16 protein-coding genes and 1 pseudogene are annotated in these 16,174 nt (G+C 61.2%); 2 read left to right on the top strand and 15 right to left on the bottom strand.

What is annotated here, in order from left to right; all coding sequences use genetic code 11:
• Nucleotides 1-386: 386 nt before the first annotated feature.
• On the bottom strand, nucleotides 387-1,007 hold the full coding sequence (locus MOV75_RS08440) for a TetR/AcrR family transcriptional regulator (protein WP_247005346.1): 621 nt from the start codon (nucleotides 1,005-1,007) through the stop codon (nucleotides 387-389).
• A gap of 353 nt (nucleotides 1,008-1,360) precedes the next feature.
• Between MOV75_RS08440 and MOV75_RS42930 the strand changes: the two genes are divergently transcribed.
• Nucleotides 1,361-1,912, top strand: coding sequence for a GntR family transcriptional regulator (locus tag MOV75_RS42930; RefSeq protein ID WP_369010447.1), 552 nt, complete (start codon nucleotides 1,361-1,363; stop codon nucleotides 1,910-1,912).
• Nucleotides 1,913-1,998: 86 nt separating this feature from the next.
• On the opposite strand, the gene MOV75_RS08435 is transcribed toward MOV75_RS42930, so the two are convergent.
• From MOV75_RS08435 to MOV75_RS08395, 9 genes are read right to left on the bottom strand one after another with little or no spacing between them, the layout of a single operon-like run.
• Nucleotides 1,999-2,883, bottom strand: a complete 885-nt coding sequence (locus MOV75_RS08435; protein WP_247005344.1) for an intradiol ring-cleavage dioxygenase — start codon at nucleotides 2,881-2,883, stop codon at nucleotides 1,999-2,001.
• Between the two features lie 40 nt (nucleotides 2,884-2,923).
• A complete protein-coding gene (locus MOV75_RS08430) occupies nucleotides 2,924-3,247 on the bottom strand; it encodes a Dabb family protein (RefSeq protein ID WP_247005342.1) in 324 nt (107 codons plus the stop codon).
• The gene (locus tag MOV75_RS08425) at nucleotides 3,192-4,280 is read right to left on the bottom strand and encodes a branched-chain amino acid ABC transporter permease (protein WP_247005341.1); all 1,089 of its coding nucleotides are present in this window, start codon (nucleotides 4,278-4,280) and stop codon (nucleotides 3,192-3,194) included. The genes MOV75_RS08430 and MOV75_RS08425 overlap by 56 nt, the downstream gene beginning before the upstream one ends.
• The gene (locus MOV75_RS08420; RefSeq protein WP_247005339.1) at nucleotides 4,280-5,146 is read right to left on the bottom strand and encodes a branched-chain amino acid ABC transporter permease; all 867 of its coding nucleotides are present in this window, start codon (nucleotides 5,144-5,146) and stop codon (nucleotides 4,280-4,282) included. The genes MOV75_RS08425 and MOV75_RS08420 overlap by 1 nt, the downstream gene beginning before the upstream one ends.
• 3 nt (nucleotides 5,147-5,149) lie before the next feature.
• The gene (locus tag MOV75_RS08415; protein ID WP_247005336.1) at nucleotides 5,150-5,854 is read right to left on the bottom strand and encodes an ABC transporter ATP-binding protein; all 705 of its coding nucleotides are present in this window, start codon (nucleotides 5,852-5,854) and stop codon (nucleotides 5,150-5,152) included.
• The gene (locus MOV75_RS08410; protein WP_247005334.1) at nucleotides 5,847-6,566 is read right to left on the bottom strand and encodes an ABC transporter ATP-binding protein; all 720 of its coding nucleotides are present in this window, start codon (nucleotides 6,564-6,566) and stop codon (nucleotides 5,847-5,849) included. Before MOV75_RS08410 ends, MOV75_RS08415 begins: the two co-directional genes overlap by 8 nt.
• Nucleotides 6,567-6,614: 48 nt before the next feature.
• A complete protein-coding gene (locus tag MOV75_RS08405) occupies nucleotides 6,615-7,892 on the bottom strand; it encodes an ABC transporter substrate-binding protein (protein WP_247005332.1) in 1,278 nt (425 codons plus the stop codon).
• Between the two features lie 36 nt (nucleotides 7,893-7,928).
• Nucleotides 7,929-8,501 carry a flavin reductase family protein gene (locus MOV75_RS08400; protein WP_247005331.1) on the bottom strand — a complete coding sequence of 191 codons (573 nt, stop codon included), beginning with the start codon at nucleotides 8,499-8,501 and terminating at the stop codon, nucleotides 7,929-7,931.
• A gap of 11 nt (nucleotides 8,502-8,512) precedes the next feature.
• A complete protein-coding gene (locus MOV75_RS08395) occupies nucleotides 8,513-9,709 on the bottom strand; it encodes an acyl-CoA dehydrogenase family protein (protein WP_247005329.1) in 1,197 nt (398 codons plus the stop codon).
• A gap of 167 nt (nucleotides 9,710-9,876) precedes the next feature.
• Here MOV75_RS08395 and MOV75_RS08390 point away from each other — a divergent pair, with 167 nt between their 5' ends.
• Nucleotides 9,877-10,542: a TetR/AcrR family transcriptional regulator gene (locus MOV75_RS08390; RefSeq protein ID WP_247005328.1), complete on the top strand. Its 666-nt coding sequence runs from the start codon at nucleotides 9,877-9,879 to the stop codon at nucleotides 10,540-10,542.
• Between the two features lie 109 nt (nucleotides 10,543-10,651).
• Here the strand turns inward: MOV75_RS08390 and MOV75_RS08385 are convergent, their stop codons facing one another.
• From MOV75_RS08385 to MOV75_RS08365, 5 genes and pseudogenes are all read right to left on the bottom strand, one after another.
• On the bottom strand, nucleotides 10,652-12,241 hold the full coding sequence (locus MOV75_RS08385; protein WP_247005327.1) for a 4-hydroxyphenylacetate 3-hydroxylase N-terminal domain-containing protein: 1,590 nt from the start codon (nucleotides 12,239-12,241) through the stop codon (nucleotides 10,652-10,654).
• A gap of 124 nt (nucleotides 12,242-12,365) precedes the next feature.
• Nucleotides 12,366-13,142 (bottom strand): IclR family transcriptional regulator C-terminal domain-containing protein, encoded by a 777-nt coding sequence (locus MOV75_RS08380; RefSeq protein ID WP_247005326.1) that lies wholly within the window; start codon nucleotides 13,140-13,142, stop codon nucleotides 12,366-12,368.
• Nucleotides 13,143-13,583: 441 nt separating this feature from the next.
• A pseudogene (locus MOV75_RS08375) lies at nucleotides 13,584-13,797 on the bottom strand (efflux RND transporter permease subunit); the annotation flags it as partial.
• Nucleotides 13,798-14,007: 210 nt separating this feature from the next.
• The gene (gene mdlC / locus MOV75_RS08370; protein WP_247005325.1) at nucleotides 14,008-15,618 is read right to left on the bottom strand and encodes a benzoylformate decarboxylase; all 1,611 of its coding nucleotides are present in this window, start codon (nucleotides 15,616-15,618) and stop codon (nucleotides 14,008-14,010) included.
• Between the two features lie 36 nt (nucleotides 15,619-15,654).
• On the bottom strand, nucleotides 15,655-16,174 hold a 520-nt coding region (locus tag MOV75_RS08365), incomplete at its 5' end, for an aldehyde dehydrogenase family protein (protein WP_247005324.1).

Raw genomic sequence — 16,174 nt, 5'->3', positions numbered from 1 at the left:
AGCGTCGGGCGCGGCAAAATTCGGCCCGACCGCGCAAGAGGCGAGCAGAATGGCCGGCACGGCAACGCCGGCCAAAAGCCGCGCACGCCCGGCCATTGACACACGAACGCAGCTCTCGGTTCGCAGCCCCGCGAAATTCCCCTGTCCTCTCAAGACTTAACTCTTTCGCCCCAATAATCGAACCGTACGGTTCAGTATCGATAAAGTCGACGGTCCGTTCTGTCAAATAACCGTACCGTGAAGTTCTATTGCTGGGCAGAAACATGAGAGAGGCGTGCATCGCCGCGGCTGACGACGGCCTGCCGCATCGGCGCAGGACAATCATTCCCGCCGCCAGGATATTGAAGCCTATCGCGTTCGATGACGACGAGCGTAGCCGCTCGCTCTCAGCCAGCCCCGCCGCTGCGGCAGGCGGCCAAAAAGAACGCAACACTCTCCGCCACATGGGTGCGGATCTGCGGTCTCAGCGACTTGGGATCCTCGCCCATCACCGCCCGCAGCAGCAGCGGCGCGACCGCGAGGTCGAGGAAGAACTGTGCGGTTCTGGGCAGCCGTTCCGGCGCGAAGGCGGCACGCAACCTGTCCTGCGTCGACTGGGCCACATCCCGCAAGACGGTGGCGGCGTGATGGGTGCCGCGCTCGCGCATCATGCGACCAACCTTGGCCAGATCGGGAAAGCGGCGCGCTTCGGCAGCGGCCAGCCGCATGAAATCGATGCTGTCGGTAGCGAGCACGTGCTTGAGGATCTCGCTCGCCAGAGCCGTGAGCCGCTCATCGATGGTATCGCCCAGCGACGACGCGTTCTCGAATCCGTGCCGCACCTTTTCCGAGGTGCGGATCGCGATCGCAGTGAACAGAGCCTCCTTGGTGGGAAATCGCGCGTAGATCGTTCCCTTGCTCGCATGAGCAAGGCCTGCAATTTCCGCGACACTGACGCCGGCGAGCCCTCGTGCCAAGAACAGCTCACGCGCAGCGTTGAGAATCCGTTCGTCGACTTCGGCGGCCAACTCCTTGGGAGGACGCCCAGTTCGGACGGCGCGCTGGGGAGCCTTCGCCCTTGTGACCTTCTCCACTCGTGCACCTCAACTACGTTCGCGGGACCGGCCTCATGGAGAGGGACCCGTGCGCGCAAAGGACCTAGCGAAGAAGTCGCCTGAAGTAAATGGAACCGAATGGTACACATCCGTTCGATTTACGCTTTCCCAAGATTGCGCGTCTTGAGCATATTACGGTAGTATACCTTGCGCGGGTCCCGAACGCCCGTCTCCGTTGCGAGCTAGTCGGACAACCATCTGATTCGTGCGATTGAATTTTCCGCATCCACAAGGCGTACTGGGTAAAGAGCTCCAAAGTCCAGCGCGTGCCGGTCACGGCTGCACCGCTCAGGCACCAGGTGGCAAGCAATCTGCGAACCGCAAACATCGGCGGTCGCTTTGAGCCCGGCGAGCGGTTGAAGGAGAACGAGCTCTGCTCCTGGACCGGAGTTAGCAGGACCGCCGGTGCGCGAGCGCTGCGGCACCACGAAGCCGAAGGCATCGTCGACAACATCCCCAGCCAGGGACCCGTAGTGCGCGCGTATCGCCAGCCGAGGCGACAGCACTATGAAGTCAGGGGCACGCCGGAACTTCTGACCGCAAGGACCGCTGCCCAAAACAATTTCGGAGCCCGAGATCAAGGAACTGCACAAGCTGAAGCGGGAGCTGGACCGCGCTTTCAGCATCGCCAAGGTGCTCGAAGGAAAAAAGTTCGAGGAGTTCTTGACGGGCGCTTCGCGCCAAAAACGTCGTCAAGGGCTTTGTCACCGTCATGCGCGCCCGCCTGCCTTACATTGAAGCCGCGTCGATGCTCCGACGATTCCGCCAGCATGATCGATGGGGCGAGAGGCAATACCGGCCCTCCGCCAATCCCATGACCAGGCGGGCGGCCAGCAGCGCGACGAACGAGTTCGCCAATCCTGACTGTCGGCGTTCACCTGCCCTCTATCGCCGGTGATCGCGGTCAGACACGGCGAGCACCATATGGCACCTGCCTGAGCCCGAAGTGGTAGTTGAGATGAAAATACCCCTTGTCCGTCACGCGGCCGTCCTGAGCTTTGCCAGGCGGACATTGCTCGAATGTACGGATCAAGCTGTCCTTCACACCAAACACCACGTCGGAGTCGAGGTACTTGTCTCCTGCCACGAAAACGTGCGTCACGAGTTGCTCGAAACCAGGAGCAGAAATCATGAAATGCACGTGGGCAGGACGCCAGGGATGCCGCCCCTGCGCTTCCAGCATGTCCCCGACCGGGCCGTCGTGAGGAATGGGATAAGGCGCAGGCTTGATGGACCAGAAGTGAAAGCGCCCATTGTCGTCAGCCCGGAAGCGCGCTCGCATGGCGAGGTCGCCAATCTTGTCGAGCTGTTGAACGTCATAATAGCCGTCATCGTCAGAGTGCCAGACATCCACCACGGCGCCTGGAAGCGGCCGGCCGTCGACGGTCGAGACCGAGCCGGTGACAAGGAGGGGATCGCCCTCCATGATCCCCGAGATGTCGTCGCCGTTCTGCTTCTCGGGTGCCGCCTGAACGAAGAACGGACCCAGGACCGTCGTCTCAGTTGCACCTTCCGAGGTCGGGTGGTTGATTGCGTCGACCAGCATGGAGACGCCGAGCGTATCCGACAACAGGATGAATTCCTGCCGCTTGTCGTCGCACATATGGCCGGTCCGGGTGAGAAATTCGATGCCGAATTCCCATTCGTTCTGTGTCGGGCGGATTTCACGCACGAAAGCATGCAGGTGGCGGACCAGCGCCTCGCTCACCTGCTTGATGCGCAAATCGGACGCACCTTTGATACGCTCCAGTACGGCATCCGTGATGATGTTCTCGTTGAAGTTACGCATGAGATCTCCGTCAACTCTGCTCTCAGACGAAATGAAGCGGTCAGATGCCCGCTTCTTTGATGGGGTAGTCGACCTGAAAACGGCCGATCCGCAGGTCACCGAGCTCCTCGCGGACGCGCAGATGCTCGGGATCGGTCGCATACGCCTGGAGCGCGGCACTGTCCCGGAACTCGGAAAACAGGACAACGTCGCAGGCATAGTCGACATCGCTGACGTCAACGCCGACTTCGATATAGGTGAGCCCGTCGATACGCCCCTTCAGGCCCTCGAACAGGGTTTTGACCTTGGTCCGCGCAGCAACCCGCTCGTCAGCGGTTTCGCCGCGCAGCCGCCACATCACGATGTGCCTGATTGCGCCCGACATACTCGTTTTCCTTCCCATTGTTCTGAGCAGGCATCGCCTGCAACTTCACGCGATAGCCGACCGGGAACAGCGATAGACCCCAGCGATTGGCGAGGAAGCCCCAAATCCCCTGTGGGGCAACCATCATGATGAAGATGGCCAATCCGCCGAGGACGATGAGATAGATGGAGCCGAAGTCCGCCAAGAATTGCCGCAGAACGAAATAGAGCAGCGTCCCGATGAGCGGACCCTCGATCGTTCCGATGCCCCCGATGACCACCATGAAGATGACGAAGGCGGTCCAGTCGGTCACGCTGAACGCAGCGTTAGGCGCAATTCGCAGCTTCTGCATGAAGACGAGAGCGCCGACCATCGCGGTCGCGGCAGCGACGGCGACGTAGACCAGCAGCTTCACGCGCGTGATGGACACACCGAGGCTGGACGACGCGACTTCGCTGTCGCGGATCGCGGTGAGGGCCAGTCCGATTCGGGAGCGAAGCAGGAGATAGACGATCGTAACCGAGCCGGCGCCGAGCAGGAGCGCAGCCCAATAGATCAGGGCCTCCCGCTCGGCTTTGGTGCTCGCCATGTCCCTCATCACCGTGATCGGCAGGCTGAGTCCGGATCCGCCGCCCAGCGACGACATCTGCGCGAACCCCAGACGAAACACTTCGGCAACGACCCAAGTACCGATCGCAAAATATGCACCGTTCAGTCGAAAGACGAGGACGGCCACCAGGGCGGATATCGGCGCGGCAACGAGACCCGCGATTAGAATTGCATAGAGTGGATTCCATCCGAGAGAGATGCAGATCGAGAACAGCATGTAGCCGCCGAAGCCGACATAGGCCTGCTGTCCGATCGAGACGAGCCCAGTGAAGCCGGCGAGCAAATTCCAGAGACTGGCGAGAGCCAGATACACCATGATCTCGCCGAGCAAGCGCAGACTGGCTGTCGATCCCCAATAGGGAGCGGCGGCAAGCACGATCACGAGCACGATGGCACCGACGAGAGCGAGACGGCTTGCCGTCGTTGCACGGGTCACCTTGAGCATCACCGCACCCCTCTTGGAAACAGACCCTGAGGCCTGATGGCAAGGATGACGAGGAATGCAATGTGTCCGGCCAGCAGCTGCCAACCCGGATCGATCTGCGCACCGATCGCCTGCGCGACACCCAGGATCACACCCCCGACCAGCGTGCCCCACAAGTTTCCGAGACCACCAATAATCACCGCCTCGAAACCGAAAATCAGCCGACTGGGCCCCATGAAGGGATCGAAGTTCGATCGGGTTGCCAGGAAGACGCCGGCAATCGCGACCACGGCAAGGCAGAGAGCCATGGCAAGGCCGTTGACCTTGCGGTTGTCCAGACCCATCAGCTGCGACGTCTCCGGATCGTCGGACACCGCGCGGAAAGATCGACCAAGCTCGGTCCGGTAGAACACGAACTGGAGACCGGCAACGACGACGACCGCCGTCAAGAAAGTCAGGAGCGGGAGGTATCCGATGTCGATCCCGTGAGCCAAGGGGAAGCTTCCTGTTTCGATCGGGCCTGCAGCGAGCCTGCGGCTATCGGCGCTGTAGACCTCAAGCAGCCCGTTCTGAACGATGATCGACAGCCCGAACGTAACGAGCAGTGGTGGCAGGATATCGTTGCCGAGCGTCCGGTTGAGGATGGCGGTCTGCAGGAGATAGCCGACAAGGCTCGCGATCGGGATCACGATCAGCAGGCTTACGAGCGGATGCAGACCGGACAGCTGTATGATCGTGAAGGCGAGATAGGCGGACGCGATGATCATGTCGCCATGTGCGACGTTCACGATTCGCATCACGCCGAAGATGAGTGACAGCCCTGTGGCGAACAGAGCGAAGAGCCCGCCGACGAGCACGCCCTGCACGATGCCGTTAACCCAATCCATCGTTCAGGTTCCGAAATAGGCTGCAGTGACTTGATCGCGGCTGAAGTCGGCAGGCCTTCCCTCCAGCGAGACTCGTCCTTCGAGAATGCACATGAACCGGCTCGCCGCACGAAGCGCGCGTGTCACGTCCTGCTCGACCAAGATTGCCGAGAGCCCGTTCTGAACGATCTTCGGCAGCAGATCGTAGATGTCCTTGATGACGAGCGGCGCAAGACCGAGGCTCAACTCGTCAATCAAGAGCAGCTCCGGATTCGACATCAATGCGCGGCCTATCGCGACCATCTGCTGCTGGCCACCGGATAGCAGGGTTGCCGGCACGTTCCGCTTGTCTATCAATACCGGAAAAAGCTCATAGATCGCATCAAGGCCCCAGATTCCGGGCCGCCTGACCTTGCCGCCGAGTCGGAGGTTTTCCTCGACCGAGAGCGACGTGAACAGCTTTCGTCCCTCGGGAACCAAGGCAATCCCCTCGGCCACGATTTCGAAGGCGTGGCGCCCGACAATGCTCCGTCCCTGGAAATTGATCTCGCCTCGCTTGTTGGCGACCAGGCCGGCAATCGACTTGAGCAAGGTGCTCTTGCCGGCACCGTTCGCGCCGATCAGCGCGAGCATCTCGCCTCGATTCAATGTCAGCGACAGCGAAAACAGCGCTTGCGCATCGCCATAGAAAGCATCGAGATCCCGGATTTCCAGCAGAGCGTCAGACATTGACGTCCTCCCCGAGGTAGATGGACTTCACCTCCCGGCTTTTCATCACGTCGTCCGGCTTGCCGTCGGCAATGAGCCTGCCGAAATTCACGACGACCAACCGTTCGGCAACCGACAGCAAGGCGTGAACGACATGCTCGATCCAGACGATGGTGACGCCTGCCGAATGGACGTCCCGGATGGCGGAGAGAAGCTCGTGACATTCGCGCTCCGTCAAGCCGCCGGCGATTTCGTCCAGCAAGAGAAGCCGGGGTTCGGTCGCCAGCGCGCGGGCCATCTCCAGGCGCTTGCGATCCAGCAAGGGAAGCGATCCAGCCAGAAGATTGGCCTTTTGCTTCAGCCCAGCGATGTCGAGCGCTCGAAAAGCATACTCAAACCGGTCATCGCCCGACCGACCGAAGGTTGCCCCAACCAGCACGTTCTCAAAGACGGACATGCCGGTGAACGGATGCGGCACCTGGAACGATCGGGAGATGCCAAGCCTGCAGCGCTCGGCGACGCCTGTCCCGGCCACGTTCGCACCGTTGAACAGGATCTCGCCCGCGTCTGAGCGGATGGTCCCCGCGATCAGGTTGAAGAGCGTGGTCTTCCCTGCCCCATTCGGGCCGAGAATGCCGACGATCTCCCCTTCGCTCACGTCGAAGGAGAGGTTATCGGTGACAACCAGCGCACCAAATCGCTTACTGAGACCTTTGATCGAAAGCAGCGCCATCGACGATGATCGGGCGGGCTCATCGCCCGCCCCCTATTGTTTGGAGGACTAACCGATCAACTTGAGCTTGCCGCCCACGGGGATCTGGGTCGCCTCACCGTTGTAGGTGATGATCAGTTCGTTACGGCCGTTGATCTTCTGCCATTGGCCACCGACGAGCGGGGTGCGCACGACGTTTCTGACGGGTTGCCCTTTCCAGGCGATCGGACCGACCACGGTATCGACGTTCGTCTTGACGATGGCGTCGAGCACCGCGTTAGAGTCGGAAAGGTCGGCCGTGCGCTTGATCACGTCAGCAGCAACTTCAAACAGTGCGTGGTTAAAGCCAATCGGCTGTGTCCACTGTTTGCCGCTGGCCGCGGTAAACCCGTCAGCAATGACCTTGGCCGACTCTCCGGTGAGGCTCGACGTGAAGGGATGACTGGGCGACCACCAGATCTCGGTCGTCAGACCGTCGCCGCGATCGCCCAGAGATCCGATCACGGACGGGAAAAGAAGTGCCTTGCCGATAGTGACAACCTTGGGCTTGAAGCCCTGCTGTGCCGCTTGCGACCAGAACGTGGCGAAGTCCGGCGGGATCATGTTGCCGGTCACGATCTCGCATCCGGCCTCCTTGAAGGCCGTGATCTGGGCAGTGAAATCGTTGTTCATCACCTGATAGCGACCGGGATCGACAATCGAATAGCCGGCGGCCGCGAGCGGCTTCGCGAAACCGCGCTCCTTGTCGCCCCAGGCGTTCCCATCGGCATCGTTGGGGAAGAGCCCACCAATCTTTCCGGGCTTCAATCCGGCTTGCTTCCAAACGCCAAGATAGTTCGCAATCACGTCCTCGAGGCCCCAGAAGAAGTGATACGTCCATTTGAAGCCCTTAGCGGGATCGCCATTGCGGCCGAAGAAATACGGCTGCCACGGAGAGATCGACGTGACGCACGGCACTTCGCTCAACTCGGCCTGGTCAGCAACCGGGTTGGTATTGTCGGGCGCACCGGTCGCGAGCAGTAGGTTGACCTTGTCCTTTTCGATCAGCTCAGTTGCCACCTCTGCTGCGCGATTTGAGCTCGACTGCGAATCTTTGGCGATGATTTGGATGTCGAGCGCCTTACCGTTGCTTTTAACTCCGGCGAGGGCCTTTCGCACGCCACCGAGGATGTAGCTGTCGGCCTCCGCGAATCCTGCGAGCGGACCGGTTTGCGGCGATACGTATCCGACCTTGAAGACCGGCGTCTGCGCCGAAGCCTGAGTGACTTTGAACAGCGCCGGCATAGCCAAGAGTGCCGACGCCCCTTTGATGACTTTACGTCGATTGATTCCGGTCCGTTTTGTCATTTTTCCCTCCCTGCGCTTTCTTAGGTTTTCTTTCCTTCACCAGAAGTGAAGGGCTTCCAGATCAGCCGAATTGTCGGCGCTGAACACCTTCCGCAACGCCCGGAAGCGACGCGCGCCATAGAGCAGCGCATCCTTTCCGGAATACGTGGAGACGCCCACCACCTCTCCTATGAAGATGGAGTGGGAAAATTGATCGAGATCGCTTACGAGCTTGCAGTCGAACGACGCGGAAGCTCCCTTCAGCACGGGGCTACCGGTCGCAAGAGTCGACCAGGCGCCGAGGGAGAACTTGTCGAACTCTTTTCCCAGCATGCCTGCGAAGCCCTTGGCGATGGGCTCCTGGTCCTCGGTGAGCACATTGACGCAAAACACGCCGGCGGCTGCGATCTTGTCCTGCGTCGTGCCGGTCTTGTTGACACAAACCAGCAGGCGCGGCGGCGAAGCGCATACGGAGCTGACAGCCGTCGCCGTGAGTCCGAAGTCGCCCCCGTCGTGGGATGTGGTGATCACGCAGACCGACGAGACGTGCTGTCCCATCGCCTGGACGAAGTGCTGACTGGCCACCGGCTGCAACTCGCGGACATCGGCTGCGGGATGCTGCAAGGGCATGGTCATCTCCTTCAGATCACAGGGGTGCCGGGGTCGAGGCCCAGCAAGATCTTGCCGTAGATTTCCGCGCCGGAGTCATAGAGAAGGAAGCCGTGCATACAGGTCGCCTGAAGGTTGCGCGCTGCCCGCTGAATCGGGCTCTTCAAAGAAAGACCGGATGCGCCACCGATCGTAAGAAGATCGAAGATCGCATCGCGGCAAAGCTTTGGCACAAGCGCGATGTCCATGCGAATTCGGCCGCGCACACTCATCGGCATCTTCTCGCCGCGCTTCGCGTACTCGTCGATGTCGTCGGCAATACGATAGAGCACGAGCTCGGCAGCGTGGATCTTGGAAGCCGCCTCGCCGAGGACGCGCTGGAGTGGTTGCCATTCGTGCGAGATGTGGGCCGTATACATGACCTTCTTGCCCGGCACGACTTTCAGGAATTCTTCCAGTGCGCCCCTCGCAACGCCGGTCGCTCCGCTCGCGATGCAGAGGCCCAGAACCGGCCCTGCCTGCGACTTGAACACGCTTGGCGCGTTCGGATCTGTGTAAGGCGTCGTCTGGTTTTCCAGCAGCGCGGTCAATGACAAAAAGCGATGCGACGGAATTGCGAGGTTCGTGCATTTGACCGAGCAACTGCCTGTGCCCTGCAGACCTGCAACGAACCAGTCGTCCAACACCTCGAGATCGCGCTTGGGGACAAGCAGGTCGCCTTCGTCGAGCTTGTTTCCCTGCTCATCGAAGATTTCGCTGCCGAGGAGTAGCCAATCCGCCGCAGCGTTTCCGGACGCGAACGGCCAGAATCCACTCAGAACATAGCTTCCATCGGCCTTACGGGTTGCCCTGCCGCGCGGCCCGATCACGGCCGCAACAGCCTGCTCGCCGGTATCGCCATAGACATCGCGCTGGGCTTGCTCGTTGATATGACCGAGCATCCAGCTATGCGCCTGATAGACACCGAGCACCCAGGCCGTCGCGTTGCAGCCCTTCGCGATGGTGGAGATGACGTCAACATGCGCGCGCATGCTGAGCTCTTGCCCGCCGCACACCGCAGCCTGAAGCGTCTGCAGTAGCCCGCTCTTCTTGAGGAGCTCGATATTTTCGGGCGGCACTTTGCGCATTTCATCCGCGAGAAGTGCGCGTGTGCGCAACTCGGGAAGGAGGCCCTCAGCAATGCGCTTTGCGTCAGCCTCGGCCATTCGCGCAGGCGTGTGCATGTTCATAGCATCCTCCCAAAAGGGGTTATTGAAACTGAATGTCATTCAGTTTCGAATTACTGTCAATAATGATTCTTACTCTGTTATCTCCTAAGTTCGACTTCGAACATTGATCGAAATTGACTTTCGGGCCTATCGCAATCATATTCCTTTGAATCTAAAGGAGATTTTTCTTGGACTTGCTGCGAGAAAAGCCAAGAGGGCGCGTGGCTCAACGGCAGCTTCGCAATCGTGAAGCGCTGGTCGACGCTGGTTATCGTGTCATCTCGGAAAAAGGCATTGATGCCGCGACGATGCAGGAGATCGCTGATCTCGCCGATGTCGGAGCCGGCACTGTCTACAGCTACTTCAAGTCGAAGGACGAGCTCGCCATCGCCGTGATGGAGCGCGTCATGCACAACCTTGCGCTCCGTATCGAGGCAGTGACCGACACGTTCACTGACCCGGCCCAGGTTTACGCTTTCGGCGTCCGTACAGTTATGGAAGCTGCGACCGGTGACATCCGTTGGAAGCAGCTCTTGAACCGTGCTGAGGTCATTGCGGACGCAATGTTTCGCTGCATGGGCCCATTTGCCATTCGCGACCTCGAGAACGCCACCAAGGCGGGAAGGTTCAAGGTCGCTGACGGGCCACTGACGTGGAAGATGGCCACCTACTCCATTGTCGGCGTCAGCCTTGCGGTGACTCACGGTGATCTCCCGCCGTCGGTGATCCAGGAGACTGTCGTGCGGCTGCTGTGTGCGACCGGAATTGGTGAAGCAGAAGCCATCGAGCTCGCCGGGCGTTCCCGTCCGGCCCTGCCGAAAGAGCGTCCCCCGGCCCGCCGTACTGCTGCATGACTTCCGGCCAGTGGCGTCGGTAGACGACTCGAATTGCCCCGGACGTCTCGCGCGACGTCGCCGCGGGCAGCCGTGCCAGAGCAGCCTATGAGTTGCTCCGGCATATCGGTCACCGCTTCAACATGTGATAGCTGAGTTCTCCAGGATCGGTGAGATCAGGCACCTTCCAGCCATCGAGGTCGTATTCGGCCATACAATCCTCGGCAAAGCCCTTGAAGCGGTCGGCATTGCCGGAAGCCTGTGCGCCGAACAGGCAGTAGCGACGAATCTCTTCGGTCGAGCCGCCATAGTTGATCTCGTAAAGCTCGTGGCGCCCGCCGAACTCACTGCCGATGCAGTCCCATAGAAGCTTGAGCAGCTTGACACGCTCTTCGGCCTTGTAACCGTTGGAGCCGCGCAGGTAGCGGTCGAGATAGGGACGGATCTCGTCGTTCTTGAAGTCGCTTGAATGGCTGTTGAGATAAATCAGACCGGAGGCAACGGTCTGCTCGATCAGATATTTGACCTTGGTGTAGGCCATGGTGGCGATGATCTGGTAGGCATTGCCGGGATCCATGTTCGGCAACACGTAATCACCGATCCACGGCTTGGGATCCCGCACCATCGCATCCGACAGACTCCAGAACAGATTGCGCCAGGCAATGACCTCACCGACATTGGCCTGCACGCCGCGATAGTCCTTGGTGCCGGCGGCTTCCGTTGCCTTCAGCAACAACCCACTGATGAAATCGAGCTTGACCGCGAGCCGCGTGCAACCGTGCACCACAAAGCGCGGCAGGAAGCCGGTGCGCGGGAAGAAGTTATTCGCCTTCTCGATGTCGCCATAGACGAAGACGTTCTCCCAGGGCACCAGCACCTTATCCATGATGAACACGGCGTCGTTCTCGTCGAGCCGGCTCGAGATCGGATAGTCGAACGGACTCCCCATCACGCTTGCGCTCATCTCATAGGAGGTGCGGCAGATGAATTTGACGCCGGGCGCATTGGTCGGGACCATGAATACGGCGGCAAACTTCTTGTCCTGCAGCGGGATGAGCCCGTGATGAGCGACGAAGGTGAAGTTGGTCAGCACCGATCCCGTCGCCACCACTTTCGCGCCCGAAACGATCAGCCCGGCGTCGGTTTCTTTCTCGACATGGCAGCAGACGTCGGCGACCTCGTTCGGCGGACGGTCGCGGTCGACCGGCGGATGGATGATGGCGTGATTGATGAACGGCACGCGCTCCTGGCTGAATTTGTACCAGCGCTTCGCGTTGTCCTGATACGGATCGTAGAAGTCGGAGTTCGCGCCCAGCGTCGCGAGGAATGCGGCCTTGTAGTCAGGCGCGCGCCCCATCCAGCCGTAGGTGATCTTGGCCCATTCGGCGATCGCATTACGGCCAGCGATCAGATCCTGCATCGACTTCGGCGCCTTGAAGAAGGCATGCGTCATGCCGCCATTGCCGGTGTCGGTCGGAAGCAGAAGCTTGTCCTTGTGCTTGTCGTCGTGCAGCGCATCGTAGAGGCGAGCAACCATGCGCGCGGTATTGCGGAAGGCGGGGTGCGTGGTGACGTCCTTGACCCGCTCGCCGTAGATGTAGACGGCGCGACCATCGCGCAGTGAGTCCAGATATTCCGCGCCGGTCTGCGGGCGCGTGACCTTCACGTTGCCCGTGTCCTCCGGCAGCACTGACGCCGCCGTCTGCACCTTGCCTGCCATCGTTTCATCCCTCACGTCTTGTTCGATTATCGAACAAGTGTCCGTATTTCGAACTTGGCAGGACGATACGGCTGGCGACGCTGCTTGGCAAGGAACCTTGAGAGAAGAAGTCAGAGAGGCGACGTCAGATTGTCATCGAGGAGACTTGCTCGGCGATCCGCTTGAGCTCCGGCAGAAAATGCTGACGCATCTCGTTGCGCGTCGTGCGCGTCGCATGGGTCGAAAGGTTGATGGCGCCAACCGCCTGACCGCTGCGATCAAGCACAGGCACCGCAAGCGCACGCAAGCCACGTTCGAGCTCCTCGTCGGCGATGGAGAAGCTCTGGGCACGATCGGCGCAGATGCGATCGTAGAGCGCCTGAAGATCGGTGATGGTCTGCGGTGTGTAAGCCTCGATTCGCTGCGACTTCAGCCGTCGCCAGATCTCGGCTTCGTCGAGAAAGCCGAACATGATCCGTCCGAGCGCGGTGTGCAGCGCCGGCAGGCGGCTGCCAACGGAGAGCGTCGCCGACATGATGCGTCGCCCGGGAATGCGCGCGACGTAGACGATATCGTTGCCCTGCAGGGTCGCCGCCGAGCAGGATTCGCCGAGCCGCTCGCTCAATTCGCGCATCATCGGCGTCGCGCGATCAATCCAGCTCTGCGTCGAGAGATACGCGAAACCGAGATCGAGGATCTTTGGCGCGAGCGCGAAGCTGCGGCCGTCCTGCTCGACATAACCGAGCAACGTCAGCGTCCGCAGCACTCGACGCGCGGTGGCGCGGGAGAGATCCGCAATCTCGGCCGCTTCCGTCAATGTCATGGTTGGCCGTTGGCGGCCGAACGCGCCGAGTACAGACAGGCCCTTGGCGAGCGTCGTCATGAACTCTTTATCGTCGGGATCCGACTTGAGCGGTGGCATGACGCGGGCTGCTGACTCCAGAACGGCTTTAGTCAGGACAAATACCACTGTTCGATTATCGAACACCCAACCTTGTGTCAATGTTGCCAGTCCCCTGAACCACGGAACGGGCATCGGCTTCACTTCTGGAATTTGCACGCTCGGCACTAGTTGTTGCCGAGCGTGATTCCGGGCTCCCAAATGATGGTCCCAAACCGCCTGGAGTCATCGCGCGCGCGTTCCCCGAACGCTTCGGGCGACACGGAAGCGGGGATATTTCCGACCGCCATCATGCGTTCTTTCAATGCGTCTGCTCGGGCGCGCGGCTCACTTCGGTCAGGCGCGTGACGATATCGCTTGCTAATTGATCAAAGAAAACAATTGAGGCAGGGGTCACTGCAGACTGTCGTCCAGTGGTCGACGCCCTTTGTTCGCAAGCTCTGTTTTACGATCGCTCCGCGTTCACCGTTTCTCCGTGCCAGTCGCTACCTCACCACGATGTGCGATCATTGCATAAAGCGATGGGCACAACGAATAGAGTAAGTAGTGTCCCAATCGAAAGGCCGGTGGCGATCACAATACTCATGTTGGAGCCGGACACCGCGCCTGCGCCGTTCGCCGTGACCAACGGCGCGACGCCGAGCACCATCGCGACCGTCGTCATCAGAATCGGCTTTCGCTCGCTAGAGCCGTGAGTCGCTTCTCGCCCAGCGGAGACGCATTCTCGAACCCCCGCCGCATTTTTCCGAGTTGCGGATCGCGATCGCGGCGAACAGAGCCTCTTTGTTGGATTTAGCGAGGGGCGCAGGGGAAGTAAATGGAACCGAATGGTACACATCCCACTCGGGAGATTGCCGAGGGCCGAACCGGTCGACCCTTGATCCGGTCATCCCTTCGGCGGATTGAAAAGATCCGTCGTCGTCTCATCAACGGCGATATCGACCAGCGTAGGTCCTTTCACCGCCAATGCTTCACTGAGGATCAGGTCAAGTTGGGCGGCCTCCGTCACGCGCTTGCCCGGACAGCCAAGTCCCTTGGCGAGGGCAACGAAGTCGAGACCGGGCAGATCAATGCCGGGCGGACGGTGTGCCTGCATGATCCTGCTGAACGCGCGCATCGCGCCGTAGCCGGAATTATTCATCACCACAAACATGATGGGCAGCCCGCGTTGCGCCGCGGTCCAGATCGCCTGGATGCAATACATAGCTGATCCGTCGCCGATCAGGCACACGATGCGCTGGTCCGGCCGCGCCAGCGCCACGCCCACGGAGGCCGGCAGGCTGTAGCCAAGCCCGCCGCTCGCCATCGTGTAGAAACTGTCCGCCCCCCGCATGGGCAGGAATTGCTGGATGGCCGGTCGATGCGACGGCGCTTCCTCCACCACGATCGCGTCTTGTGGCAGCAGCGCGGAAAGACGGCTCAGCGCGTAGCCGGGAGGGATCGGGTTTGCGGGCGCAGGAGCGGCGGGCCTGACGCGCATTACGGGCAGTACACGGTCGATGCGGTCGGGCAGCACCGACAGAAGCGCATCAAGCGCCTTGGGCAATGTTGCGATGATGGTATCGCCGACTGCGGCGGACGCGGCTTCGGTCGGATCGTCGGTGATCTGCCAAACCGGAGTTTCGTCATCGAGCAAATCGCATTGCCCCTCGACATGGAAGGTGAATACGGGCGCGCCGAACACCACGATCAGATCGGCCTCGCGCAGGGTGCCGGCGAGGCCGCCCGGCACAGCGGGAAGGAATCCAGCAAACTGGGCATGCAGTTCCGGGAAGCTCGCACGGCTCGACATCGGGCTCGTCCACACGGCCGCCCTCGCCCGCTCGGTAACAGCAACCATCGTCGCAACACAACCGTTGCGGTCGACCTCGGGGCCGACGACGAACGCCGGTCTCTTGGCCGCTGCAATCGCTGAGCCCAGGCGGACGATGGCCGCAGGATCCGGCGCAAACTCAGTCGCGATATGGCGGATCGGCGGTATCGACGCAGGACGCGTCCAATCATCCGACGGCACCGACACGAAGGTCGGGCCGCGCGGATGCTGCATGGCGGTGAGGAAGGCCTGGGCGATGGCTGCGGGGACGTCCTCGGCGCGCGCGGGCTCAACACTCCATTTCACATAGGGTTTGGGAAACAGTTCGGCATCCTCGGCGAAGAGATAGGGCCGCATCCGCAGCAGGCTGCGCGCCTGCTGCCCCGCCGTCACGACCATCGGCGTCTTGTTGCGAAACGCCGTGAAGAGATTGCCGAGCGCATGGCCGAGCCCAGCCGCCGAGTGCAGATTGACGAAGGACGGCCGGCCCGTCGCCTGCGCATAGCCGTCTGCCATGCCCACCACGCAGCCTTCCTGCAAGCCGAGCACGTAGTCGATGTCGTCGGGCCAGTCGCCCAGGAAGGCAAGCTCGGTCGACCCGGGATTGCCGAAGACGCGATCGACGCCGAAGGAGCGAAGCACGCCGAGGGTCGCTTCCCGAACCGTGAGCAATTTCGAGTTCATAGGCAGATGTCCTTGGGTGCTTCGCTTCAAACGCTGTCAGAAGGGATAGTGCTGAGGTTGCGTCTCGATCGTGATCCAGCGCAGGTCGGTGAACTCGGCGATCCCCGCCTGGCCGCCGAAGCGGCCGTAGCCGGATCCCTTCACGCCGCCGAACGGCATCTGCGCCTCGTCATGCACGGTCGGGCCGTTGACGTGGCAAATGCCGCTTTCGATGCGCTGCGCCACCGTCAACGCACGCGCGACGTCGCGGCCGAACACCGCTGCCGAGAGGCCGTATTCGGTGTCGTTGGCGAGCCGCACGGCTTCGTCCACGCCGTTGGCGCGGATCACTGAGACGACGGGACCAAAGCTCTCCTCCGTGTAGATCCGCATGCCGGGCACGACGCGGTCGAGCACCGTTGCCGGGACGATCGTGCCCTTGCGCTCGGCGCCAGAGAGCTTGACTGCGCCCTTGCCGATCGCGTCCTCGATCAGGGCTACGACGTGCTTGGCCGGCGCCTCGTCGATCATCGAGCCGACCACCACCGGGCCGGAGCGTGGATCGCCGGCCGGAAGC

The sequence above is a fragment of the Bradyrhizobium sp. PRIMUS42 genome (assembly GCF_023006515.1).
Taxonomy (GTDB): domain Bacteria; phylum Pseudomonadota; class Alphaproteobacteria; order Rhizobiales; family Xanthobacteraceae; genus Bradyrhizobium.
Note: the sequence above shows the minus strand (reverse complement) of the source record. Positions and strands in the feature narration are given on the sequence as shown.